This window comes from Lysinibacillus sp. NPDC047702 (genome assembly GCF_050272555.1).
GTDB lineage: Bacteria > Bacillota > Bacilli > Bacillales_A > Planococcaceae > Lysinibacillus.
The window spans coordinates 23,196-48,186 of the sequence record NZ_JBNNMG010000002.1 but is presented as its reverse complement, the minus strand read 5'-3'; the positions used below and the strand labels follow the sequence as shown (position 1 = coordinate 48,186).

Below are 24,991 nucleotides of genomic sequence, written 5' to 3'. Positions count from 1 at the left end.
TTGGGATAGCAGACGTATACATCCTGTAAAATATATTGCTACTATGCTATCCCAGACCTTACATAAAAAAGCCACACCTTTTTGGCTCATCGCTAATATGTTTATAGATTTTTTCTATTTTTACCACATTTAATCAATATGCTTTAAAATAAAAAATACAAATTCATTCTATTATTACAATAATAGGTTTTATTGATATATTAATTACATAGATAGAAAGGAGAATTTATTGAATCAACTCTTAAAGATACTAGTAGAAAATTATTGGATGATTACAAAGAATATAAACACGACCTAATAGATAAATTTTTTCATATCATAAGTGTTTTCTTCCTCATAACTGGAAATCCAATAAGGTTTTCACATTGCTTTTTTGGCTACTTCACTTTCATTAAATTAGCAATCAAAAGCAATGTCATGAGTGATCATTAAACGCACGTATTACTCATTGGAACACCTTTTAGGTATTTGTCATATGTTATAGAAATGGTTTTCTACTTATAACAAAGGAGTATGCAACATATGAATGGATTTATGTACTTTGGCTATCCGCAAACCTATGCCTCATTTCCAACACCGCAATATTATCGGAATGAAGACATACAGTGCAAGGAAACTCAGGTATTGCTGAAAAATATTATGTACACGACAGCTGTGGAACCTAAATTTACCGAGCATTTAATCCAACACAGAGGGTTAATGATAGTCATCACGACGACTGTCGGCAAATTGGTAGGTACTTTAGATAATGTTTTCATTGATCATGTATCTCTTGTAGTTAATGGAAAATTGCATCACATCAGATTGTGTGAAATCGTTTATTTTGAAAAAGCAGAAGACAAATAAGTATGTAGTGAGTCTGTATTTATTATAAAAGTATTCGCTAATAAATGGTTATTAACAAACAAAATGAATGACTCATATAATCAAGAAAAAAGAGAACCCGAATATAACATCGATTTCTCCTTTTCTTGAATAACAGCTAGTTATGTTCCAGCCTGTTTAATTACTGCACAATATCTTTCTTTGTTTCAACACTGATCAAATTAGTTCGGGTATTCTGTTTCCCTATGTTATTATCCACTATTAGTTAATATACAATATTCTTAGATTTTCCTTAAAATACATTTAGGTCCTAGCCTTTTCTTATTTGGACATCATCAAAAGATCTTACTAACACGGATGATGTTACCTCTACTAATACAAAAGGTTAATCATTTCTATGTTCTTCTCCCATTATTCTCTAACAGCCAAAGGATTCATAGATAAACTATTTTTCGACTCTTTAAAAATTCGTTTCATATCCTTGAATCCTGAACCAGTAACTAAAAGAACTACATTCATATCCTGATTTATAAGCTTTTTTCTAAGATCCGATTCTAAGCCTGCCCATGCTGCCGCTGCTGAAGGCTCTACAAAAATGCCAGCCTTGGTAGCTAGTTTTTTTTGGGCATGTAAAATCTCTTCATCCGATATGGAAATACCCCAGCTATTTGTCTTACATAGATAATCAATAGCCATTTCTGCATTTGCAGGTGATTTAACAGAGATAGAATCTGCGATAGTATCTGTCTTCTCTAGGATTAAATCTCTTCTCTCCCTCCAACTTTTTACTATTGCATCACTCCCCTTTGCTTGCACTAAAATACAAAGTGGTAACTTATCAATAAGTCCCTCTTGTTTAAGGTCAATAAAGCCTTTGCAAACAGCGCTATAAATTACACCGTCACCAGCTGGTATATAAATAATATCGGGTGCTTTGAAGCCTAATTGATTGTACAGTTCAATAGAAACTGTTTTTTTCCCTTCTATCGTAAAAGGATTATAAGCGGTATTTCTATTAATACCTCCAAATCTTTCTGTATACTCTAGTGATAGTTTATATGCATCGTCGTATGTTCCTTTCACAGGGATAACGCTCGCTCCAAAAAAAATGGACTGTGCTATTTTTTCTTTAGGTGCAGTTTCAGGTATAAATAAAACGGTTTTTAATCCATAGGCAGCAGAAATACAAGCCATTGCAGAACCAGCATTTCCTGTAGATGCAAGTACAATTTTCTGCTCATTATGAAATATAGCTTGTTCTGCAATTAATAACGATGCTCTATCTTTTAGTGACCCTGAAGGATTTAAACTATCATTTTTAATAAAAAGATTGGGTAGTCCTATCTCTTTTCTTAATAAAGCAGGCTCTAGTAATGGGGTATTACCAACCTTTAAAGCAGACGAATTTTGAATGGCAATTGGAAGAAAGGAATCCGGTTCAGCCATTGAGTTTCTCTTAGTCTTTTTTTGAGGTTCATATTTAACGGATAATATACCCTTTTGAAAACCATTATTCTTAACATTTTTACAAACAGGACATAGATAAACGATTCCTTCTGATTGAAATTCATATCCACATGAAACACAATCATATCGTATCACTTTAATTATCACTCCTCCGTATACTTCTACTAAAAAAATTTCTTCATTATTTTAGAATGAGACCGATATTATTTTGCTTCGCTTTTTCAAAATACAATTTAGCTATTGTTATATCGAAAATAGCCATTCCCATTGGATGAAACATTATTGCTTGATTATCAGGAAATTTTTTCATTGCATTATGAAGGACGACATCAATAATGGATTTTGTATCCTCTTTATTCAAATTACATTCTTTATGCATTACCTCTATATCTGTATTTGCTCGACAGACCTCGTCCCAATCATCTACAATCATTGACTGGGTGAAATCAATAATACTAGGTTCATAATCACGAAGAGAAACATTCAGCAGTAGTGCGCCCTTTTTAGGTTCTTTATTTATATATCTCTTCTCTGAAACTGTACAAGTTATAAAGATTTCACTATGCTTATAAACTTCTTCCCACGAACTACAAATTTCTGTTTTCTCTAGCCAATTTGCAGGTATTTTCTCTGTAGAAATTCCAGCAATATCAAAAATATAAATTTTATTTATTTTTTCATTTAATAATTCCGTTACCATTTGATAATGTAACTGACCTATTGGACCAAATCCAATAATGCCGATATTAATTTCATTTAATTCTCTAGCCGCTTGAAATTCACGTATAATCAATCCCGAAACAGATGCTGTACGTATCCCACTTATTATTGCGGCATTTATAATGCATACTGGCTCTCCTGTATGAACATCGTTTAAAATCGTTATTGAGTGAGCTCTTGGAATAGCCTTTTTAAAATTTTTCGGAAAACTTGCAATCCATTTTATACCTGTAGAAGAGATGTCACCACCAACATATGCTGGCATAGCTATGATACGGTCATTCGGATCTTTAAATTTCAAATAAGGTTTAATCGGTTGAGAAAAATCATTGTTTGCTAAGCATTCTACAGCGTATTTCAGATGAGAAATATTTTCACGCCAATTTATTGGAATCATTGATATATCTGCATTATTTAAATAGAGCATGGTATTTCCAACTCCTTTTGTACTATAAATTCATCACTGTATCCTTTTGATTATCGATCCATTTTACCCATTCATTATTATAAACAGTATCAACATATGGTGAACCACCATCGGGGCATAGAAACACTACATTTGGAACTTGGTTAAGTTTTTTACCTTTAAAATATTCACCAATTGCGTAATAGGATGCTCCTGAAGAACCACCTGCAAAAATAACAAATTTCTCAAAAAGCTCATAACATCCTTTTACTGCTTCGGCTTCTGGAACATATATTACTTCATCTATTAAAGCTTCCTTTAAAATATCAGGTGTCATACTCGACCCAATCCCAGGAATATAACGCTTGCCTGGAGGTTTTCCGAAAATAACTGAACCCTCCGTATCTACAGCAATAATTTTTATGGCAGGAAATTTCTCTTTTAATTTTCTTGAAACTCCTGCAATGGTGCCACAAGAACTAACACCAATAAACGCATAATCCAATTTGTCGAAACTTTCAGATATTTCAGATCCTAGACCGTAATAGTGAGCTCGTAAACAATCTATATTTCCATATTGATTGGTCCAAAATACATTTTCATTATTAGTTTGAAAACGTTTAATTTCGTTAATTCTTGTTAAGAGGTACCCACCTGTTTCATCCCTCTCTGTAACTTTTATAACATCATGTGAAATTGTACGAAGCAATTTTTCATATGTTTGACTTATATTCATATCGATAATGGGAACAAACTTAATTTTCAAAAATTTACATATGGTAGCTAATGCTATAGCAAAATTTCCAGATGATGATTCAATTACTGTTGTATTTTCATTAATATTTCCATTTTTAATGGCTTCTTTAATTACATAATAAGCTGGTCTCATTTTCACACTGCCCATTAGATTATAAAATTCTAATTTTGCAAATAAATTAATAGGATTTATACCTAGATTCACACATGGCGTTTTACCAATATATTGATTAAGATAATCTAATTTTTTTAGCAAATTTTAATAATCTCCCTTCATGTATAAAGTAATAGAAGATACACAGCTTTTCTCGTAATAAAATAAGTAGTTATAAACTCAAAATTGCTTCAACTGCGAAGTCTGTTCCTTTAGGTAAGGCTTTCACACCAACTGCTGCTCTTGCCGGATATGGTGTTGTAAAAAGTTTCTCCATTTCTTCATTAACTAATGAAAAATGAGCTAAATCAGTTAGATATATTGTTACCTTAACCACATTCGAAAGATTTCCTCCAGCAGCTTCCACAACAGATTTTAAATTATTAAATGCGCATTGAATCTGTTCCTTTACTCCACCTTCTATTACCTCCATTGTTTCAGGTACAATGGGTGCTTGAGCGGATAAAAAAACAAGATTATTTGAATGAATTGCCTGTGAATAGGTTCCGATTGGTTCTGGTGCATTTTTTGTATAAATCTCTTTAATTGACATTTTTATACTCTCCATTCTCTCGTTAAGTTTTCAGTAATTACCTACTTACTCCAATTGCTATACTGTTACGTCCTAAACTAATTCTATTAGGCGAAAGTGCCTCTTCTAAAACTCCTATATTTTTTAACGAATCAGGGAAACACTTTCTTGTGAGAAGCATTCTACAACAATTTGCTATAGCAGGCGCCGTTTGAAACCCATATCCTCCCTGTCCCACTAACCAAAAGAAGCCTGATACATCTGCGTCCTCCCCTACAACCGGCGTCCTATCTGCCACAAAGGATCGCAAGCCTGCTAATGTATGATCAATTTTCTTGACATCTATATCAGTTAATACTTCAAGATTATTGGCAGCTATAGCGATATCTAAATCTGATGGTTTGGCATCACAAGGCGTTATTGGAATTTCATCACATGGACTTACGAATAATTTTCCAGAGTCGGGTCTAAAATAAAAAGATTCACTTAAATCTCCTACATACGGCCATTTATTGATATTAAATTCATCGATTGATAGATAAAAGATGCTTCTCTTCTTTGGTTCCAGGTTAATACTTCTAACTCCGGCTAAACCTGCTATCTGGTCTGCCCATGCACCTGCTGCATTTATAATCATCGGTGTAACAATATTACCTTGGGTAGTATCTATACTCCAAAGGTTGTTATGACGAGATATTGAATTCACACTACAATTGGTAATTAAGGCTCCACCTTTTTCTTTAAATCCATTGATATATCCTTGATGAACAGCATGGGTATCGATATCCATTGCGTCTTGTTCAAATATACCTGATGTATAGATATCTGTATTAATGACCGGAACAATATTCCTTAGCTGATTACCCTCTAGCAGTCTCAAATTACTCACATCATTTTTCATTTCTTTATAATGTTGTTCTGCTAATATCTTCTGTTCCTTTGTTGCTAAAAAAATGGCTCCTCTCTCTCTTAATAAAGGTTTATCACTAAATCCTTTTGGAGGGTTAGTATAAAACTCAAGGCTATGCTTTGTTAATCCTCTTACTGTTTTATTACCATATGCTTGCATGTATATTGCCGCAGAACGTCCTGTGGAATGGTAAGCTAATTGAGTCTCTCTTTCTATCAGGATTACACTGGCCTCCTTAGCCAATTCATACGCTGCCGATGCACCTGCAATTCCCGCACCAATAATTAGATAATCTGTATATTTATCTGTCATCTACTATCATCCCTTTTGTGAATTACTAGTTTCCATGTTCATTTCTTTTGTTTTTTTAGAGAAAATATTAAGTTTCACTTGAAAAATTGAATTTGTTAGAATTCCAGCGACTAATCCCCAGAAAGCAGCCCCTATACCCAAAAAGGAGATACCTGATATTGTAACTAGAAAAGTAATGAGCGCACTTTCTTTTTGAGTGCCTTCCATTGCGGAAGCAAGGCTTGAACTAAGTGAAGCAAATAGAGCTAAACCAGCAATAACTGCTATAAACTCACCAGGAAGTGCTTGAAAAATTGACGCCATTGCAGCACCAAACAAACCAAAGATTAAATAAAATAATCCACATGAAATACCTGCAACATATCTTTTATTTTTATCCTCATGAGCTTCTTTCCCAGTACAAATTGCCGCAGTAATTGCTGCTAAATTTATAGCATGAGAACCGAATGGTGCTAATAAAATTGAAAAAATTCCTGTTGTTGTAACTAATGGACTTATGGGTACATTATATCCATCCGCTCTTAAAACCCCTATACCAGGCGCATTTTGAGATGCCATTGTTACAATACATAATGGAATGCCAATTCCAATCAAAGCATCTAGCGAAAATGTGGGAACTGTAAAAATAGGGTTCACTAAAGACATATCAATACTTTCAGTCTTTAGATTTCCTGTAAAATAAGTAATCAATAACCCTAAAAATAATGTAATAACAACCGTATAACGTGGTGAAAACCTTTTAACAATTAAGAAACACAGTATCATCGGAAAAACTAATTCAGGTAGATTTTTCAAAGATGTAAAAACTTCAACTCCAAAGTTTAAAAGAATTCCAGCAAGCATAGCAGTTGTGATTGAATATGGAATTCGGTTCATTATTTTCTCAAATATCCCTGTCCATCCTAGCAAAGTAATAATTACTGCAGAAAAAATAAATGCTCCAATAGCATCTGTATAGGAATAAATTGACCAGCTTGAAACTAGTAGAACCACTCCTGGCGTGGACCACGCTGTTATAATTGGAGATTTAAACCAAATACTCAATAAAATACAGGTTAACCCACTACCTATAGAGATTGCCCATATCCACGAAGATAAATGAGAATCACTTAAATGCGCAACTTTAGCAGCTTGGAAAACAATTACTAAAGGTCCAGCATAAGATACCATTGTAGCTATTAATCCGACAACTACAGCAGATATTGATAAATCTTCTTTTAACATTCCCATATTAAAGGAGTGTCTTGAATTCTTTAACACAAAGCAACCCTTCCTCCAGTATCTGTTTTCTATAAATTTATTTGCTTGATCACCTCTCTTTTCTTTGTTTTTTATACTAACACAACAAGTCTCCTCCAAAAACCAGTTTTTCCCACGTTCGTTTTTTTGTCAATTTTTAATTATTTTATTACTTTACTGGAAAATAAATCTATATTATTCCAAAGATATAAAAATAAAATATTTCTATAAACATCTTTATAATAGTTTTAATTTTAAAAACCACTTCCTAAAATAACCAAAATTCTATTAAAAACCTAATTTTTCTCAAATATCGAAAATTCCTACTTATTTGATTATTTAAAATTTTTAGATACAACATTTAAATTGTTATTAAGCGAAAATTTTATTGAACTAAAGTATTATTGTGTTTAAAAATGGTCTACATAAAAAAATAACTTTACCTTTTCGTCCTAAAGAATTTTTTTTATAATTAGTTGACAATAGTACTTCAATGCGATATGTTTTTTTATTTATTGCGACATTTATGAAATAATGAAGGCTAAAGAATATGATCGAAATGCTGAAAGAGTGATTCTATTGAAACCTAAAAACTCACAATACCGAAACATGCGAATAGCTTATGTAATAGCGATTATTATCACTATTTTTTTAGGGCTTGCCTCTAGAAAATGGAGTTTTTTCCTGCCACTGTTTGTAGCGCAAAACGCTGGGGACATACTATGGGCTATAATGGTCTATTTTGGATTTCGATTTTTGCTAGTACGGAAGAGCACCCTCGTAGCTATTTTGCTCAGTTTTTTGTTTAGTTTCAGTATTGAATTTAGTCAGTTATATCAGGAAGATTGGATTAATCAGATTCGTGCAACAATGCTTGGGGCTTTAATACTTGGGAAAGGTTTTCTTACAGAGGATTTAATTCGGTATACAGCAGGGATAGTATTCGCTGCTGTCTTAGATAAGATCTCACTTAAGTTCACATTTCATAATTATTGACTCAAGAACCAAAAATTGGCTGGGATGAACCTATTTGAATTCATTTCAGCCAATTAGCTTCTTAATTCTTACTTTTTGTACCTCTCATTCTAAATTGCATGTTTAATAAGTGCTATATATTTCTCCGATATACAGTGCGTAATCTGTATCTAGATTTTCTCTATTTTCAACAATAATTTTACCTTCATATAAGGATTCCCCTGTACGTACATCACCGATAAATAGCAAATGACCGTCAGAAGTACGATTCACTAAATATAGTTTACCATCTATAAGTTTGAAAAAAGGTTCCTCTTCATCATTAGCAATGCTTGGATATTCAAAGCTTAGAGGCTTTTCCCATTGATTTTTTTCGATATTATAACGATTCAGTACTAAGCTTTTAGCTGAGTGAACAGGAATAAATATATCTGCTCCATAAAGAACTGTCGACTCTAAATTTGATTTTAATTCGGCAGGAATTATCCATTCCTTTACTTCATTAGTGAGATTGTTATAAAGATATATTTGTCTAGAGATTAATTTTGGGTCAGCACCTTCTATGATACCCCTATATTTTTCTACCATATATAGGTAATAATTTTCATTTTGAATTATATTGGGATCATTAAATAGACGGATACGTGACATACCTATATCTTCTGATTCTAATTTTGCAATTATTGAGTCATTTTCTAACTCCTTTGTTTTTTCATTAACTGTATAAATATGCAGTTCTTCACCGCCTTCAATGAGGTAGCCCGCCGTTGCCAAAATTTTTATTTTTCCATTTTCCGCATAAACGTTATTCACATTGACCGAGCCATAGCTTGCTTGAACTGGCGCATTGATTTCAAACGAAGTACTGTCATTTGTATTTTTATCTAGTATATCGATTTGTAGTGTTAAAAAATTACTTTGGTCCACTTTCCAACCATTGGCTAGAACATTTGTGTAGATTAAACGAGCTTCATCTTCAAAGTACTTACTAGGGTACAATTCTTTTCCACGCATAAAATTACGGTGCTCTTGAATAAATTTTTGAAATAACAAAGGCTCATGCGGAACTATCAAACCCCCAAAAAATGACTGATTCATCCGATTAGTTGAACCGTTCTTTGATATGTACAACCATCGATTAATATTCCCACTTTGATAGCTTGCTTGAAGTATACGATTTTCGATTTCTTCCTTATTTCCGCTAATAGTTTCAATTTTAAAAGATACATCATTTTTAGAAGCCCATGCTAGTTGGACATAGTATGAACCAATCGCTACCACGATTGCTAAACTGATCAATATCGATTTCCAATATCTTTTCATTGTCATTCCCCCATTAGACTCTTATTTTATGTTTTAGCAAATAATTCGCTATCCAAATGGCGCTTCCTAAAACAATGATGCTCGTTACCAATTCCATGAAAAAGATTTCAAGTGTGTAAAAATAGTTACTATAAATACCATTCAATACTAACGGTACGATAAAGAATCCGAACGAGAGCAACCCATAAATAATTGAGAAGAAAATACCTTTTGAACCGTAACTCCGTTCAAATAAAATGGCAGTGAATAGAACGGCTACAAAAATTAGTCCAACTCCATATACTAAGATAAATTCAATAAAGGTGTTCGGATACAGCCAGCCCCATATTTCCAAGTTATAAATCTCATCAAAAAATGAGAAATACGTACGGAAATCTACTGGTACAATACTATTAGCAATTTGTATCTCGATTGAAATCGACAATAATTGTAAGGCAATTAACCCAAGGACCAAAAGCATAATTGCCGTCAATTTAGCAAAATAAATATTAATTCTTTCAGTTGGTAGCATCAATAATCTGTAAATAAACGTATTTTTTCCAAACCAATCTCGATACCAAATAAAGAAAACATAAATCATCAACATTGCGATACAAAAAAAGATTGGTATCACAAACCATTCAGAAAAAACAAATTGATGAAAGGAAAAAGTACCATATTCCTTAATATATTGACTCACCGATAGTTGATTTTCATACATTATTTGATCTGATCTATTCATATAAACTTTGGAGATGATAATCGCCCCAATGAACTGGCAGACAAATGTTAATCCTATTAAAACTAGATATAGTTTGAAAAAACGGCTTATTTCAAAATTTACAAGCTTTAAATAGTTTTTCATCCTCGATACACCTCCCGCATCACATCAACAACTGATTTTCCTTCATTCTCACGCATTTCCTCCACGCTAAATTCCTTTAATATTTCACCATTATCAATAAGTACTGCTTTATCAATTAAGTGTTCAATATCACTGATTTCATGGGTTGTGAGAATCACACCACGTTCTTCAATTAAATGGCTTGTAAACACTTCAGCAATCTGTTCACGGGAGAACATATCAATACCAGAGAATGGTTCATCCATCAATAAGTAATCCACATCCAGTGCTAAACCTAATAGCATATTGACTTTTGCTGTATTTCCCTTTGATAAATTGGCAATCCGTTCAGTTGGGTTTAGCTTAAAAAATTGTAACAGCTCCTCTGCCCTTTGCGGGTTCCAACTTTTATAAAAATCCGCCATGAACGTAAAAGCCTCACCAATTTTCATTTGTGGTAACATCGTGATCGAATCGGGAATAAAAGTAATTTTTTCAAAGCTATCCTTCCGAATTTTTTCCCCATCTATTAAAATTTCACCACTATTAATCGGCGTGAGTGCCATAATAGCTTTCATGATTGTCGTCTTTCCTACACCGTTTATACCAATTAAGCAAGTAATTTCACCCTTTTTAGCAGTAAAGGAAAGATCCTTTAAAACCTGTTTTCTGCCGTATTTTTTATTGATATTTTTCACTTCGATCATTTCGATTCCTCCGTTTCCCCACTTTCAGCCTCATACTTATCCTCAACTAGTTTCAACACTTCAGATAACGGTACATTAATGGATTTTATAGAACCTAAAAATAAATCAACTGCCTCGATAATTAATTCTTCACGGACACTTTTAAGGACCGCTTCATCTCTCGTAATACAGCTTGGCATATTTCCCTCAGTAAAAATCAATCCTTGTTCCTCCATTTCCTTATAAGCTCGTTGTGCGGTATTGGGATTAATTTTCAGCTGATTGGCCAGCTCCCTTCTTGAAGGGACTTCCTGACCAGGCTCAAAGAATCCCTTGGCAATTTGCTCTTTAAAATGCCGGATAACCTGTACATAAACCGGATCTCGATTATTAAACTTTACAGTCAATTAACTCAACTCCCTGCAAATTATACTTTGCGTATTAACCACTTAATACACATTATGCATAATGGTAGGTTATGCATTTTTCATAGAAAACTATGCACTAAATTCTTAACTATAGCTCCTGTTAACGCACCACCTGTATTAAACACTTAATACACTATCACTAAAAAAACGTATTAAGCTGTTAATACACTTTTGAATGTATTATAGGCTTAATACACAAATTATGTCAACCAAATTTATGGGAATAATTAAATAGATAATCAATCGTTACAAAAACTTACAATATCGTGCTTTATAGGGAAACTAGTTAATTGAAAAGCAAACATAATTATCACCCAAACTTCTTCAAAATAACCAACTTTTTAGTGAAAAATCCTTTTGGGTCTGTCCTGTGATTCTAGGTAATAATTCGTACTGATCATCTATTAATTAAAACAATTCTTTCCATTTTGACTAATATAATTGTCAAAAAGAAAATGATACATTACAATGAATTTGAGGTGGTTGAGATGAAAAGTAGATTGAAAGAGCTTCGTGCCAGAGATGGATTGAATCAGTCTGAACTAGCAAAACGAGCAAAGATATCAAGACAAACAGTTAGTTTAATTGAACGTGAAGAGTATATGCCATCCCTTTTAATAGCTGTAAGAATAGCAAAAGTTTTTCAAGAGTCGATTGAAAATATCTTTATTTTTGAGGAGGAGGAGCTTTAATGAAGAAGATTGGAGTACCGCTAACGACCCATTTTTCTTCCACATCATCATTTCTGTGGACGATTGCGATAAGTTTACCTATAAAATTCATCTATTGGGTCCTTTATAGTATTTGAAAGGATATAGACATCCTGTTCCTCCCCGTCGCCACCAATTATTCCAGGTATATAACCATAATTTAATGGATAGATATTATCGAAATCATCCTTATAGCCAATTAGCCGATCTACTCTTACTTTCAATTTTTGAAAATTCATCAAACAATATATATCCTTTCTATACATGATGCTTAAGAATTTGCCTTAATTGCTGAACCTTAACCTATACAAAACCAGAGTAACCTATTGGGAATGAAAGCGTCTAATTTGAAAATAGGAGGGGTTGCTTTGAGGAAAATAATATTAGCATGTATGGTAATCCTTATTTTAGCTAGTTGCGGTACAGCTACAAATGACAAAAAAACAAACTAAACTCTGCAACTATTGAAGGATATGTAACAGCAGCAGAAGATGGTAGATACTTAGTTGTTAGTAATGTACCGGTCTATTTACATAAATTTAATCCCCAATTTGTGAATGCATTATGGGTTTCCACCACTAAAAAATTAACAATAGGTGACTATGTGAAAGTATGGGCTGAGGCAATTAATGAATCTTATCCAGGTCAAACAGGGACAGATAAAATTGAAATTGTACCACTCAACTTAAATAGTACACTTTCTACAAATGAGGTCCTCGCTAAAGTAGCAGAAAGCCTTGAGTACAACCCAATTATCACCAATATAAAGTTTGATGCTAAAAAGAGCATATGGACCCTGCATTATAAAATAGATATTGCTGCTAATGATACTCTTGTCGGTATGGTTATTCAGGATCAAAAGCCGATCTCACTTGGACAGCCCATTTATGAGCAACCACCTCATCTAGCATTTGCTATAAACGAAGAAGAACAGCTCTCCTTATACCTCCAACAATATAGTTGGACATACACCGACATTAAAACAGGAGAGAAAAAGCAAACAGAACACGAAACACCACTGTCACATATACAAGCATCCTTTAATGAAGCTATTACCCTTCAAAGACCAGAAAAGGTCAAACTTATTGCTAATGGCTCTGATATACTTCACAGTGAAATTGTGTTTTTGGATGAGCAAATGAATGAGGTTGAAAGGATAATAAATGAAGATGGCACATATCCAAAAGGCACATATTATATGCAGGTAAAAGTCCAGTTCGAACAAGGGGCAGCGACTTATGTAGATACAATTCAATTTAAGTAATCCTCATTTAATCTACATATCCTAGGATTATACAAATTTTTAAAGGGAGACATATTTGCCTCCCTTTTCGATTCAAAATATTTCATCATGTATCAAGACTTCTGCCTCCGTCATTTTCCCAACGATCAATATCATCCCAACCTTCAGATGTACCTCCATTCCTAGAAATGGAGCCATTTTGTGCTTTGGAAATCCTCACTGACATGTTAAACATCATCCTTTTATAGCATTTTATTTATACTATGTTTTGTACGATGTTTTCGTTCATATTCAAAAGGATCTTGCTACTATGCCGGCACAGGGTGGGTATGCTTTAGTCAGAAATTATAATAACATTCTCTGCCACATACTTCTGATCACCTGTCATGGATGTTTCAATTAAATCAAAGGTGACTTTTTGCTTCTGACAAAGGTATCTAAAATTATCAGGAAATCGATCTTTATCTAAAAAAATAGAGCTAAAATGAACGAAAACATGTGTTTCCTCATCGCTTTCAAGTAGGATACGTCCATAACCCTCTTCTTCTTTATACCATTCGACAATTCCTTTTCGTTTCAATTCAGCACACTTCCTTCCTTTTTATCTTAATAATAGTTCATATCATTTATATAATTTTCGGCGTTTTCACATATCGTGGAATAAATCAGTGGACATGTATAATTTTCAAACCCCATATATAGCTGGTTTATATCTTCCATCTCCCCATAATAATGGTATGATAGTATTTGCCATCAGAAAGGCGTTTGTCATTTTTTAAAATGCCCTCTACAGTAAAGCCAAGTTTTTCATAGAGTCTACTTGCTTTGTCATTTGTCTCTAAAACCTGTAAGGCTATTTTTTTAATTTCATTGGCATCTGCCCAATCTATCGATACTTGTAAGAGGTTTTTACCGATGCCATAGCCCCAAAATTCCTTAATGACACCTACACCAAATTCCACTTTATGCGCCAATCGTTTTAATGTTGATCCCTCGCATCTTGAAAATCCGATAATCCGGTTATCGACGACAGCTACTAAACATATATTGCTTGAGCTTTCTGTATCTATACGGATAATCTGTTCAAATCCGGCTGTATCGATAAAGGCTTCTCCCTGCTCGCGATCAAAATTTTCCGTTTCTCCATCTAGTTGTAGCCTTAGGTTTGATAATGCTTGGGCATCTTGAATAGTAGCTGATCTAATTGTATAACGAAGATCATTTATATAAAATTCCTGTTGTTCAATAAGCATCATTGAATCCTTTCTTTTATCAATTGTTAAAGAAGGTAATTGGTTGGATAGTGACAAACCGTTGATGCCAAATTGATTCGTGATGCTTGATAATTTGTTCAGCATTGAATACCTGACTATCTAAAGTACTATGTGCATCCTCTACTAAAATATTATTATGGTATCCATGGCTATAGGCACTACGCATAGTTGTATCAAGACAGTATTCAGTTTGTGCACCAGCAAAAATAAGCTGTTCAATTTTTTGTTCCTGTAAATATTGCGCTAATTCTGTTCGATAAAATGCATCCCATGATGTTTTTTGAATTACCCTATCCTTTGATTGTCGAAGAAGCCCTCGATATAGCTCCCAACCTGGCTTGCCAAACGCAAAATCATCCTCTTCATTTGAATCGGTATGCTGGATAAAAATAACTTTTACTTGGTTGGAACGAGCCCATGTTATTAAAGCATTTATATTTTCTAGCACTTTTTCTGACTCAAATAAGTAGTTTTGGCTATCTAAAAAGAATGCCTCCTGCATATCTACAATGACTAGTGCCTGCTTCATTCCATTCTCCTTTTTAAGCTTCTGACTTTAACGTTCTAATTGTACAGAAATCCATCGCTTATTAAAAGAAAATTATGAAAAACGAAAGCAACTTAACATTAACACAATGTTAGGTTGCTTTCGTGCTAAGTATGTATAAACCATCTAATATACCTTCCTTATTAGATGGTGTAATGATTCATTTAATATAATCTAACGTACGATAGACAGCCTGAACAGAACTGCTGAATGCTTGATGTTCCTCTTCGTTCAAGTGTAATTCAATAACACTTTCTATTCCATTCCCACCAAGAACAACTGGTACACCAATACAAGCATTGGTCACATGGTATTCACCCTGTAAATAAGCAATCACGGGCATTACTTTTCGTTTATCTTTGATGATGGCTTCTATCATTTGGACAATTGATGCTGCTGGCGCATAATAAGCACTACCATTGCCAAGAAGTTCTACAATTTCGCCTCCACCCTTACGTGTCCGTTGCACTAATTGTTGGATTTGTACTTTGGGTAACATTTTTTCAAGCGGGATTCCACCGACATACGTATAGCGCACAAGCGGGACCATCTCATCTCCATGACCTCCCAAAACAAAGCTCGACACATCCTCTACTGCTAGCTGAAGAGCCTCTGCAATAAATGTATTAAAGCGAGCTGTATCTAAAATGCCTGACTGCCCCATAACACGATTTTTTGAAAAGCCAGTTGTTTCTAGACAAACAAAGGTCATGGCATCGACAGGATTACTCAACACAATAACGTAGCTGTTTGGGGCATAGCGCTTCACATTTTCACTAACAGAACGAATAATTGAGGCATTTGTTGTAATCAGATCCTCACGAGTCATTCCTGGTTTTCTAGCAATCCCTGCTGTAATTACAACAATATCTGCCTGGGCAATTTCCTCATATCGCGCTGTACCTGCAATATGCACATTAAACTTCTCAATTGGACCAGTCTGTAAAATATCTAGTGCCTTCCCCATAGCTGGTTTTTCTAAATCTGGAATATCGACTAAAACGATATCACCGATTTCTTTTTGAGCGACCATTAAAGCTACAGTGGCACCTGTATGACCAGCACCAATAATGGCGATCTTTGGTCGTTTAAATCCCATCCTCATCACTCCTCACAGTGATGCAATATTATATAGATACAGAGAGCATTCGTTTATTCACTTTGAACATCTGTAGAAGAATTTTGGGTAGTTTCTTTTACTTGAGCTTTGCTACGGGAGGATGTTTTAGGTACTCCTCTTTCCACCGTTTTTTCTATTTTTGGTTTTGCTTGGGGATGATCAATGATTGTTGTAAAAACATCGTCTGCTGCCCTCGGGATTACATGTGCACTTAATAATTTGCCAACGCGTGCAACTGCTGCTTTTCCTGCCTCTACTGCTGCCTGCACAGCCCCAACATCTCCCTCGACAATAACAGTCACAATACCACCATCTATTAATTCATGCTTGACTAATTGAACATTCGAGGCCTTTAGCATAGCGTCTGCTGCCTCAATAGAGCCGACCATACCATATGTTTCAATCATACCAATCGCTTCTTTCATTGCTCTCACCTCACGATCCCTCTGTTGCATCAATTATGCCTACAATGATGGCATCAATTGGACAAATTGTTTCCTTTGAAAAGCTTCGAACAGCAGCACTGCCCATCGTTAAAATCACATCATCTCCAACACCCGCACCAAGTCGATCTGCCGCAACGATTTGCTCATCTCCAAGCTGTCCATCTGTTTTTTTAGGTTGTATAATGAGTAATTTCAATCCCTGAAGCCCTTCTTCTTTACGTGTTGCCCAAATATTCCCTACGACTGTACCTATACGCATGCATCATCATCCTTCATCTTTATACTGTATAGAAATCCCTAAAGTTACCACCGCATCCATTGCGAGTGCAGTAAATCTGGTGAATTGAGGAACAATAATTGTTTGTCCCTGATACGCTAATAAATCCTTTTCAGTAATTATTCTTTCATTAATTTCATTCGTCTGAACGGCAGTTGCTTTTTGAGAGGAATTATACGTAAGCTCTTCCGCATTATCTTTTAGTAAAGTACCTGTTGCACCAGATTTTAGGAAGCCAGCATTTGCTTCATCCGTATCAATATGCATCTCTAAACGATAGCGCTCTGAAACTCGTACTTTCACATGATGAAAAGTCACGGGTCGGATCCCTTGAGTTTTTATTGAAACATACTCTCCATCAAAAACGTTCAACCCGTCTGCTTCTCCTGGTGACATATGGATGTGCGCCTGGGCAATAATGACACCCTCATGCAAATATAAACTGCCTTTTGGGCCAACTAACGTACAACTCGCTGATCCTTCAATATTGCCTGATTCTCTTATTGGCGGCTGAATGCCTAATGCAATAGCATCTGTATGGCTAACTTCAACCTGTGTTAAGGAACGAGCAGGACCTAAAACACGGACATTTGAAATACTGCCCTTTGGACCAACAATTATTAATGTTTCATTAGCTGCGAACTGCCCTGGTTGTGACAGCATCTTTTTTGCTGTTAATTGTTCTCCCTTGCCAAAGAGATGCTCCACATGCTCTTGTTTCAAATGGATATGCCTTGCTGAAATACCGATGGGAATGTCGTATTGTGTAATAGGTGCTTCTTGCTTTGTTTGTAGTAATTCGGCAATGACCTCATTGACAATTTGCTCTACTGCTTGTTGATTCATCATTCCACCTCACTTCTAAGCCAACGGTAAAATCGCTTCTAACTCTGCGTGTGGGCGTGGAATCACATGAACAGACAACAGTTCTCCTACACGCTGTGCAGCTGCCGCTCCTGCATCAGTTGCTGCTTTCACAGCACCTACATCACCACGTACAAGGACTGTAACAATCCCTCCACCCACATGTACCTTACCAATGATATTGACATTGGCAGCCTTTACCATTGCGTCTGCTGCCTCAATGGAGCCAACTAGCCCCTTTGTTTCAATCATTCCTAATGCTCCAAAATTATTCATACTTCAATTCCCCCTACGTTATCAAAATGCTTCAGCATCTTCTGGTAATGTTTGTCCACCATCAATAATAATGGATTGTCCTGTAATAAAACCTGCTTCCTTGCTGCTGAGGAATAGTGCTGCATAGGCAATATCCTCAACACTGCCCAATCCACCGAATGGAATAGCCTTTGCCATCTTCTGCAAATATTCCTCTCCAAGACCATCTAATCCTTCTGTTGCAATATTGCCTGGAAGAACTGCATTAACGGTAATATTATAGTGTGCTAATTCAAGTGCTGCAGTTCGCATAAAACCAAGCTGTGCTGCTTTACTTGCTGCATAATGTGTCCACCCTGCATATCCTGTCACTGGACCTGTAATGGAGGAGGTAATAATGACTCTTCCATAATCCGCTTTCTTTAAATAAGGAGCACATGCTTTCACAGCGAACATCGTTCCTCTTGCATTAACATTTAATACATGATCCCATTGGTCTGTGCTCATATCCTCTAGCTTGACAGATGGAAAAATGCCCGCATTTGAGCATAAAATATCGATGGCACCATATTTACTAGCAACCTCTTGTGCCATATTTTCCACAGATTCATAGCTTTCTACATCGACAGCTGCCCCTGAAGCAGAGTAGCCTTGCATCTGTAGTTCAGATGCTAATTTTGTCGCATGCTCTAAGCCTCTTGCAGCAATAACAACATGCGCACCTTGCTTTGCAAACACTGTCGCAATGCCTTTACCAATTCCTTTACTTCCACCAGTAACAATAACAACCTTCCCAGATAAATCTACTTTCAAATCCATCTCCCACCTTTTCAAATGATTGTGTGATTAAGTCGGTTTTTTAGCAATTTCCATCACTAAACCGTTAACAGCATCTTCTGGGCGTAAAATAGTAGTAGAGGCAATCCATTGGTTAGCAGCTTTGGCCATTTTTGTACCAATTTCAATTGCTTCCCGAATTGCCTCCGTATCACCTTCAATAGCAATTGTTACAAGTGCTAAATCAATTGTTTCTTGTCGAAGCAATCTAATATTTGCTCCTTTTAACATGGCGTCTGCTATTTGAATAGAAATGGCAAGACCTCTCGTTTCCACAATACCAATCGATTTTGTCATGTAACAACACTCCTGCTAGTTTCTTAGAATACGAATGCCTTTCTCATGAATCAGATCAAGGGCAAGTGGTGTAATCTTTGTATGCAATGGAATTTTTAGCTGCTGCCCTTTGTATGATCTAATCATTTCCTCTGTAATAAAATCGGCTTGAATATCATAATGAATGAGATTTTCCTTATCCTTGATATAAGGTATAAGCTGTGAGAATAACTGAAACTCACAGCCAAATACCTGTAAATTTTTTATGTGCTGCAGAAGCATTTTCATGTAAGCATTTGGTTCCTTCGTTGTAAATACGACAGACATTTTATCATCAGGAACTAAAATAGCTGGCTCATCTTTCAGTAATAATTCAGTCAGGAACAAGGATGCCGGGGAATGGGGCAATCCTTGTGCACTGCTGACAATGAAAGACTGATCAACTTCAAGAAATACTATTGCATCATGAAACATTTGGGATGGGGTATCCGCATGCCACTCCTCCACTTGGAAATAGCTTTTTAATGTTTCAACCTGCCTATTTGAGATTGTTGTTTGGGGATGAACAATCAATACTCTTTTATTCGTGCTCACAATGGTAGTTACCACTTCTTGAATAAGGCGTTGTAATGCTTGCATATCCATTTATGTCACCCCATTTTCATGAGCTTTCCAGTTTGATCAGCAATAATAGATGCTGCATTGGCCTCATCTGTATCAATATGCATCTCTAGTCTGAAATTTGGTGACACACGAACAACTACATTCATAATTTGAATTTGGCGAACCTCATTCGTAATTTCTACCCTCACAATTTCTTGATCCGTTACATTGAATGAAGCTGCCTCTGTTTCGGACATATGAATATGAGCCTGTGCAATAATAAGCCCGTTTTCTTTATGCAATATTCCATGTGTTCCTATTAAAGTAATCGGTGAAGATTTTTCTAAATCACCTGACATACGAATAGGTGGGGAAACACCTAGCTTTATTGCATCCGTTTGGCTTATTTCAATTTGTGTATCCTGACGGAATGGTCCTAATACCCGAACCTTATCAATTTGACCTCTAAGACCTTTTATAGTAATAACTTGCTCTGCAGCGAATTGGCCGGGCTGGGAAAGATCCTTCCACTTTTCTAGTTGTGCATTTGCGCCAAATAAATGAAAGAAATCCTCTTCACTGACATGACAATGGCGAGCTGATACAGCAATGGGGATCGCACCAGCTGCAGAATTAGACACAAGCGTTTGATGGTTTGTCATCTAAACACCTCCAATTCTTATTTCGGTAAAATGGCTAATAGTTCTGAATGCGGACGTGGAATCACATGCACTGATAATAACTCGCCAACGCGACGTGCTGCCTCAGAGCCTGCATCTGTTGCGGCCTTAACTGCTCCCACATCTCCCGTTACTAAAACTGTGACAATTCCTCCACCAACATGCACTTTACCTACAATATTAACGTTTGCAGCTTTCACCATAGCATCTGCTGCTTCAATAGATCCAATTAACCCTCTAGTTTCAATCATTCCTAATGCTCCATTAATTTCCACGCTCATTTAAAATTCCTCCTCTAGACACTTAATTTTGTAACGATTTCTTCTACTATTTTTTGAATCATAGTTGCATTCAATTGTGTTTCTTCATTAACTTGAAATGAAGGGGATATTTCTTGTATATTTTTGGGATGTTGTGGCTTCGGTATCAAGAGTTCCTTGATGCCATAAGCAACTCGTTTTTTATTGATTAAATGACGGGCTGAAATATTATCACTTGTAATATTTCCACCATATGCCCCACAGCCTAATGTAAAGGAAGGCATTAAGCTTGTAGTACCGCCAGCAGCACCCACTGATGCCAATGTATTGACTAAAATTCTAGACACTGGCATTTGTGCAGCAAACTCTTTGACAAAGCGCTCATCTTGAGCATGAATTGCTAAACTATGCCCCCTGCCGCCAACATCTAATAATTGTTGGCATATTGTTACTGCATCCTCATGAGAATTGGCGGTATACAGTCCTAAAATTGGCGATAGCTTTTCCATGGAAAATGGATACTCTTTTCCTATTAGATGCTCCTCAGCCACTAATACTCTTGTAGATGAAGGGACATCAATATTCGCCATTTTGGCGATAACTGTAGCTGGTTTGCCCACAATTTTGCTATTGAGTGTACGTGGGACAGGAGAAATAACTTTTGCTAATTTTTCCTTGTCTTCTCCTTTTAGAAGCACAGCCCCATTGTTAGCTAAAGCTGTCATTACTTGATCCTTTACATCTTGATGGACTACAATCGCCTGCTCCGTTGCACAGATAGTAGAATTATCAAACGACTTACTATCCATAATTTGCTGAACAGCGCGAGCTATATTTGCCGTGCGATCAATGTACACAGGGACATTTCCTGGTCCAACACCATATGCAGGTTTACCTGAGCTATAGGCAGCCTTCACCAGCCCTGATCCTCCAGTCGCTAAAATTAACTGTACGTCTTTATGTTGCATTAATGCCTCTGTTCCTTTTAATGTTGGATGGGTAATCCATTGAATCAATCCCTCCGGAGCACCTGCACGAATAGCTGCCTGATGACATATTTTTAATGCCTCAATCGTACAGTTGACAGCTGTTGGATGGGGACTGAAGACAATTGCATTTTGAGCTTTCAGGGCAATTAGTGTTTTATAAATCGCGGTAGCAGTTGGATTTGTGACAGGTGATACTGCTGCTATAACCCCATATGGATAAGCAATTTCTACCTGCTGTGTCACATAGTCCTCCTGTACAATACCGATTGTTTTTTCATCACGTATCGATTCATAGACACCTTTTGAAGCGAGCTCATTTTTTATTCTCTTATGCTCAATGACACCCATCTGCGTTTCTGTAACAGCTAATATTGCCAAATTCTCTGCTTGCTCAAAGGCTTCTTGAGCGATTGCTTCGATAATTCGATCCACCTGTTCTTGCGAAAAGCTAGAAAACTTTTTTTGGGCACTAGATGCTGCTATAACAGCATCCCTTGCCTCTTGAATAGATAGTAAATCTTGATCCTTAATCATTCGACCACCCTCCCATCATGAAAACTTTTTAATGGCGATTAAGCCGTTTGTTGGAGATGGTGCTGATTTAGAGACAACGAATGCTTGCTGCTGATGTAAGCTATCCCAATTTTGCAGCTCCTGTGCAGATAAAGCCTCATATGCACTAGTAGCAACGACAGGCTGCTGAGACGTATTCACACTAGAATTCATCGGGTGAAATGACTGCCATTCCTGTAGCTCGCCTTGTGTTAGGCCTTGATAGCTACCATCCGATTGAGAAGTTTGTGAAATTTTCTCCATTACTAACTCAGTAATTTTTGCAATCAATTGATGGTCCATATAATCACTCCTTTTTTACAAACATAGCTACTAATGATTCATCATAGGATTCAATGATTTTCGTAGCATCTGGTAGATAATCTTTCGGATAAACTTCTTTTGGGATAATGCCGACGGAAAATAGCATGCCTGCATTTTTTGCAAAAAGCATATCAGCATTGGAATCACCAATCATCACTGTCCGTTCAAGTGGCACATGATAGCGTTCCCTTGCCACATAAGCCAAGTCTGGAAATGGCTTGCTATAAACTGCTTGATCACTTCCTAAAACAAATTCAAATTGCTCTAGAATATCTAGCTGTTTAAGATGAATCTCCGCTCGAGCAGTTAAATCGGCTGTGATAACGCCTAATTTTATCCCACTATTTTTTAAAGCCATTAATAGCTGTCGAATACCTGGTAGTTCTTTTACAGTTACATCCTCTTGCTGAGCAGTAGCTAAACTTGCTGCAGCTCTCGCTAATGTCACACCCTTACTCCACGCTATTCCTTCTTGGTAAAGTAAATAGGCGACAATCGTTTCTGCTTCTTGTATACTTCCAATGGCTAATGGACTTGTTGGATCGATGGAGCGACCATTGTCTTTTACACCTATATTTTTTAAAAACTCCTGCAATGTAAACCTAACTTTAAAATCCGAATTTTCAGTTAAATGAAGGTAAAAATTTGTGGCCCATGATATCCATAAAGAATCCATTTCAATAATGGTTCCATCCTTATCAAAAATAATCCACTCTACTTGATTCATTGGAGGACACATCCTTTTACTCTATTCTCTAATCGCTTCAATGGGTGCTCCAGTAACCTGACTTTCATGTGAAGTAGTCGCTTCTTTGGCAAAGCGTTCTTCTGGAGCATCTTCGTTAATTTGATGACGAGCCCAAATCCAATAGTAGATACTTGCAGCAGCAAAAACTGCTAACGACACGATGAAAAATGTAAAGTTGGCAAAGAAACTTGCAAAGATAGCAATAACTGCTAGCACTAAGGAAACAATTGGTGTAAATGGATATAATGGTGTTTTAAATGTTCTTACAAGATTTGGCTCTTTTTTACGTAAAATCAACACTGATAAATTCATCGTAATATAAGACACTAATGCCCCGAATGTAGAAATTAAAATGAGATCATCAGGATTGAATAAGATAACAAGTGCTAGACCAATAAAGCCTGGTAAAATAATTGCCATATAAGGCGTCTGACGCTTTTTATGCATCTTTGCTAAAATGCTTGGTAAATAACCTGCTCGAGATAAGGCATAAACTTGACGTGAGTAAGCTAAAATAACACCTGAGAAACTAGCAATTAATCCAACTAATCCTACAGAAGCTAAGATTTGAGCCAGCCAGTACGTATTACCAAACGCTGCTGCAATTGCTGCTGGAAGTGGATCTTCCGCTACTGTCATAACATCAATACCAGCAAGACCTATTGCCACAGTTGTCGTTAGAACGGACAATACTAATAATGTGATCATTCCAGAGATTAAGCCCTTTGGCATGTCCTTTTGTACATCTCTCGTCTCCTCAGATAGCATTGGCAGCATTTCAATGGCTAAAAATAACCACATAGCGTATGGTAAGGCAGACCAAACCCCTTTAAATCCACCAGGTATTAAATCACCATTTTCAGGGAATAAATGAGCCACATTAATTTGTGGTAATCCAACGAAATACATTAATACTAATAGTCCAAGCGCTATAAAGACAAGCACCATTTCAATTGTTGCATATTCCTTAATACCCATAATATGGACACCCATGAAGAGAGCATACATGAAAGCTGCTGCTACTACTGTCGGAACAGATGGGAATAAAAAGCTTATATAGCCGCCGATACCTATGGCAATAATCGGTGCTGCAATCACATACTGAAGCACAACTCCAATTCCTGTAATAAAACCAATATATCTTCCCATTGCACGTCTAGCAAAAGAGTATGGTCCACCTGCATACGGTAACATCGTCGATAATTCTGAGATTCCTAAGGTCATTGTTAAATACATAATAGCCATAAATATTGTAGCGATTAGCATCCCTAAGTAGCCAGATTGACTTAATCCAAAATTCCATCCAAAATAATTTCCAGAAATAACAATCCCAACACCAATTGTCCATAAGTGAATCGGTGTAAGGGCTTTCTTTAATACAATTATTTCACCCTTTTTAGAAGACATAGCATTCGCCACCTTTTCTCATT

The 24,991-nt window shown here is 36.0% G+C and carries 31 protein-coding genes and 1 pseudogene; 4 read left to right on the top strand and 28 right to left on the bottom strand.

Features of this window, described 5'->3' with window-relative positions:
- The first annotated feature begins 522 nt into the window (after nt 1-522).
- Entirely contained in the window at nt 523-846 is a 324-nt protein-coding gene (locus ACQKIM_RS01450) for a DUF2642 domain-containing protein (protein ID WP_427537968.1), read from the top strand.
- 390 nt (nt 847-1,236) lie between these two features.
- Here ACQKIM_RS01450 and thrC read toward each other — a convergent pair whose 3' ends face one another.
- The 6 genes from thrC to ACQKIM_RS01420 form a co-directional block, all read right to left on the bottom strand.
- Nucleotides 1,237-2,439 carry a threonine synthase gene (thrC, locus tag ACQKIM_RS01445; protein ID WP_427537965.1) on the bottom strand — a complete coding sequence of 401 codons (1,203 nt, stop codon included), beginning with the start codon at nt 2,437-2,439 and terminating at the stop codon, nt 1,237-1,239.
- Nucleotides 2,440-2,473: 34 nt separating this feature from the next.
- A complete protein-coding gene (locus tag ACQKIM_RS01440) occupies nt 2,474-3,439 on the bottom strand; it encodes a 2,3-diaminopropionate biosynthesis protein SbnB (protein WP_427537962.1) in 966 nt (321 codons plus the stop codon).
- Between the two features lie 22 nt (nt 3,440-3,461).
- Nucleotides 3,462-4,430: a 2,3-diaminopropionate biosynthesis protein SbnA gene (sbnA, locus tag ACQKIM_RS01435; protein ID WP_427537959.1), complete on the bottom strand. Its 969-nt coding sequence runs from the start codon at nt 4,428-4,430 to the stop codon at nt 3,462-3,464.
- Between the two features lie 70 nt (nt 4,431-4,500).
- Entirely contained in the window at nt 4,501-4,881 is a 381-nt protein-coding gene (locus tag ACQKIM_RS01430) for a Rid family detoxifying hydrolase (protein WP_427537956.1), read from the bottom strand.
- Nucleotides 4,882-4,918: 37 nt separating this feature from the next.
- Nucleotides 4,919-6,082, bottom strand: coding sequence for an NAD(P)/FAD-dependent oxidoreductase (locus ACQKIM_RS01425; protein ID WP_427537953.1), 1,164 nt, complete (start codon nt 6,080-6,082; stop codon nt 4,919-4,921).
- Between the two features lie 6 nt (nt 6,083-6,088).
- The gene (locus ACQKIM_RS01420; protein WP_427537950.1) at nt 6,089-7,342 is read right to left on the bottom strand and encodes a benzoate/H(+) symporter BenE family transporter; all 1,254 of its coding nucleotides are present in this window, start codon (nt 7,340-7,342) and stop codon (nt 6,089-6,091) included.
- Nucleotides 7,343-7,930: 588 nt separating this feature from the next.
- Between ACQKIM_RS01420 and ACQKIM_RS01415 the strand changes: the two genes are divergently transcribed.
- Entirely contained in the window at nt 7,931-8,317 is a 387-nt protein-coding gene (locus tag ACQKIM_RS01415) for a DUF2809 domain-containing protein (RefSeq protein WP_427538393.1), read from the top strand.
- A gap of 102 nt (nt 8,318-8,419) precedes the next feature.
- Here the strand turns inward: ACQKIM_RS01415 and ACQKIM_RS01410 are convergent, their stop codons facing one another.
- From ACQKIM_RS01410 to ACQKIM_RS01395, 4 genes are read right to left on the bottom strand one after another with little or no spacing between them, the layout of a single operon-like run.
- Nucleotides 8,420-9,619: a hypothetical protein gene (locus ACQKIM_RS01410; protein WP_427537947.1), complete on the bottom strand. Its 1,200-nt coding sequence runs from the start codon at nt 9,617-9,619 to the stop codon at nt 8,420-8,422.
- Between the two features lie 13 nt (nt 9,620-9,632).
- Nucleotides 9,633-10,463: a hypothetical protein gene (locus tag ACQKIM_RS01405; protein ID WP_427537944.1), complete on the bottom strand. Its 831-nt coding sequence runs from the start codon at nt 10,461-10,463 to the stop codon at nt 9,633-9,635.
- Complete coding sequence (locus tag ACQKIM_RS01400) at nt 10,460-11,149, bottom strand: ABC transporter ATP-binding protein (RefSeq protein WP_427537942.1); 690 nt, start codon at nt 11,147-11,149, stop codon at nt 10,460-10,462. The genes ACQKIM_RS01405 and ACQKIM_RS01400 overlap by 4 nt, the downstream gene beginning before the upstream one ends.
- On the bottom strand, nt 11,146-11,535 hold the full coding sequence (locus ACQKIM_RS01395) for a GntR family transcriptional regulator (RefSeq protein WP_427537939.1): 390 nt from the start codon (nt 11,533-11,535) through the stop codon (nt 11,146-11,148). The genes ACQKIM_RS01400 and ACQKIM_RS01395 overlap by 4 nt, the downstream gene beginning before the upstream one ends.
- Before the next feature lie 509 nt (nt 11,536-12,044).
- Between ACQKIM_RS01395 and ACQKIM_RS01390 the strand changes: the two genes are divergently transcribed.
- On the top strand, nt 12,045-12,248 hold the full coding sequence (locus tag ACQKIM_RS01390) for a helix-turn-helix transcriptional regulator (protein ID WP_427537936.1): 204 nt from the start codon (nt 12,045-12,047) through the stop codon (nt 12,246-12,248).
- A 19-nt stretch (nt 12,249-12,267) separates the two neighbouring features.
- Here the strand turns inward: ACQKIM_RS01390 and ACQKIM_RS01385 are convergent.
- Nucleotides 12,268-12,532: pseudogene (locus tag ACQKIM_RS01385) on the bottom strand (inorganic pyrophosphatase); the annotation flags it as partial.
- A 197-nt stretch (nt 12,533-12,729) separates the two neighbouring features.
- On the opposite strand from ACQKIM_RS01385, the gene ACQKIM_RS01380 reads away from it, so the two are divergent.
- On the top strand, nt 12,730-13,530 hold the full coding sequence (locus ACQKIM_RS01380; protein ID WP_427538390.1) for a DUF3221 domain-containing protein: 801 nt from the start codon (nt 12,730-12,732) through the stop codon (nt 13,528-13,530).
- A 313-nt stretch (nt 13,531-13,843) separates the two neighbouring features.
- Here the strand turns inward: ACQKIM_RS01380 and ACQKIM_RS01375 are convergent, their stop codons facing one another.
- The 17 genes from ACQKIM_RS01375 to eat all read right to left on the bottom strand — a co-directional run bounded on the left by ACQKIM_RS01375 (nt 13,844) and on the right by eat (nt 24,968).
- Nucleotides 13,844-14,089: a cold-shock protein gene (locus ACQKIM_RS01375; RefSeq protein WP_427537933.1), complete on the bottom strand. Its 246-nt coding sequence runs from the start codon at nt 14,087-14,089 to the stop codon at nt 13,844-13,846.
- A gap of 127 nt (nt 14,090-14,216) precedes the next feature.
- On the bottom strand, nt 14,217-14,762 hold the full coding sequence (locus ACQKIM_RS01370) for an N-acetyltransferase family protein (RefSeq protein WP_427538387.1): 546 nt from the start codon (nt 14,760-14,762) through the stop codon (nt 14,217-14,219).
- A gap of 19 nt (nt 14,763-14,781) precedes the next feature.
- A complete protein-coding gene (locus ACQKIM_RS01365) occupies nt 14,782-15,312 on the bottom strand; it encodes a cysteine hydrolase family protein (protein WP_427537930.1) in 531 nt (176 codons plus the stop codon).
- Nucleotides 15,313-15,490: 178 nt separating this feature from the next.
- Nucleotides 15,491-16,429 carry a malate dehydrogenase gene (gene mdh, locus ACQKIM_RS01360; protein ID WP_427537927.1) on the bottom strand — a complete coding sequence of 313 codons (939 nt, stop codon included), beginning with the start codon at nt 16,427-16,429 and terminating at the stop codon, nt 15,491-15,493.
- Nucleotides 16,430-16,482: 53 nt separating this feature from the next.
- Nucleotides 16,483-16,875, bottom strand: a complete 393-nt coding sequence (locus ACQKIM_RS01355; protein WP_427537924.1) for a BMC domain-containing protein — start codon at nt 16,873-16,875, stop codon at nt 16,483-16,485.
- A gap of 10 nt (nt 16,876-16,885) precedes the next feature.
- Entirely contained in the window at nt 16,886-17,155 is a 270-nt protein-coding gene (locus tag ACQKIM_RS01350) for a EutN/CcmL family microcompartment protein (protein WP_427537921.1), read from the bottom strand.
- A gap of 6 nt (nt 17,156-17,161) precedes the next feature.
- The gene (locus ACQKIM_RS01345; protein WP_427537918.1) at nt 17,162-18,022 is read right to left on the bottom strand and encodes a phosphate propanoyltransferase; all 861 of its coding nucleotides are present in this window, start codon (nt 18,020-18,022) and stop codon (nt 17,162-17,164) included.
- A gap of 12 nt (nt 18,023-18,034) precedes the next feature.
- Nucleotides 18,035-18,313 carry a BMC domain-containing protein gene (locus tag ACQKIM_RS01340; protein ID WP_427537915.1) on the bottom strand — a complete coding sequence of 93 codons (279 nt, stop codon included), beginning with the start codon at nt 18,311-18,313 and terminating at the stop codon, nt 18,035-18,037.
- Nucleotides 18,314-18,334: 21 nt separating this feature from the next.
- Complete coding sequence (fabG, locus tag ACQKIM_RS01335) at nt 18,335-19,105, bottom strand: 3-oxoacyl-ACP reductase FabG (RefSeq protein ID WP_427537913.1); 771 nt, start codon at nt 19,103-19,105, stop codon at nt 18,335-18,337.
- Nucleotides 19,106-19,138: 33 nt separating this feature from the next.
- Nucleotides 19,139-19,426: a BMC domain-containing protein gene (locus tag ACQKIM_RS01330; protein ID WP_427537910.1), complete on the bottom strand. Its 288-nt coding sequence runs from the start codon at nt 19,424-19,426 to the stop codon at nt 19,139-19,141.
- Between the two features lie 15 nt (nt 19,427-19,441).
- Nucleotides 19,442-20,050, bottom strand: a complete 609-nt coding sequence (locus ACQKIM_RS01325) for a hypothetical protein (protein WP_427537907.1) — start codon at nt 20,048-20,050, stop codon at nt 19,442-19,444.
- A gap of 5 nt (nt 20,051-20,055) precedes the next feature.
- Nucleotides 20,056-20,670, bottom strand: a complete 615-nt coding sequence (pduL, locus tag ACQKIM_RS01320) for a phosphate propanoyltransferase (RefSeq protein ID WP_427537904.1) — start codon at nt 20,668-20,670, stop codon at nt 20,056-20,058.
- 17 nt (nt 20,671-20,687) lie between these two features.
- Nucleotides 20,688-20,969, bottom strand: coding sequence for a BMC domain-containing protein (locus tag ACQKIM_RS01315; RefSeq protein WP_053995836.1), 282 nt, complete (start codon nt 20,967-20,969; stop codon nt 20,688-20,690).
- A 14-nt stretch (nt 20,970-20,983) separates the two neighbouring features.
- A complete protein-coding gene (locus ACQKIM_RS01310; RefSeq protein ID WP_427537900.1) occupies nt 20,984-22,471 on the bottom strand; it encodes an aldehyde dehydrogenase family protein in 1,488 nt (495 codons plus the stop codon).
- 15 nt (nt 22,472-22,486) lie between these two features.
- Nucleotides 22,487-22,792, bottom strand: coding sequence for a hypothetical protein (locus ACQKIM_RS01305; RefSeq protein ID WP_427537897.1), 306 nt, complete (start codon nt 22,790-22,792; stop codon nt 22,487-22,489).
- 4 nt (nt 22,793-22,796) lie between these two features.
- Nucleotides 22,797-23,540: an HAD family hydrolase gene (locus tag ACQKIM_RS01300; RefSeq protein ID WP_427537894.1), complete on the bottom strand. Its 744-nt coding sequence runs from the start codon at nt 23,538-23,540 to the stop codon at nt 22,797-22,799.
- 21 nt (nt 23,541-23,561) lie between these two features.
- Entirely contained in the window at nt 23,562-24,968 is a 1,407-nt protein-coding gene (eat, locus tag ACQKIM_RS01295) for an ethanolamine permease (protein WP_427537891.1), read from the bottom strand.
- Nucleotides 24,969-24,991 lie beyond the last annotated feature (23 nt).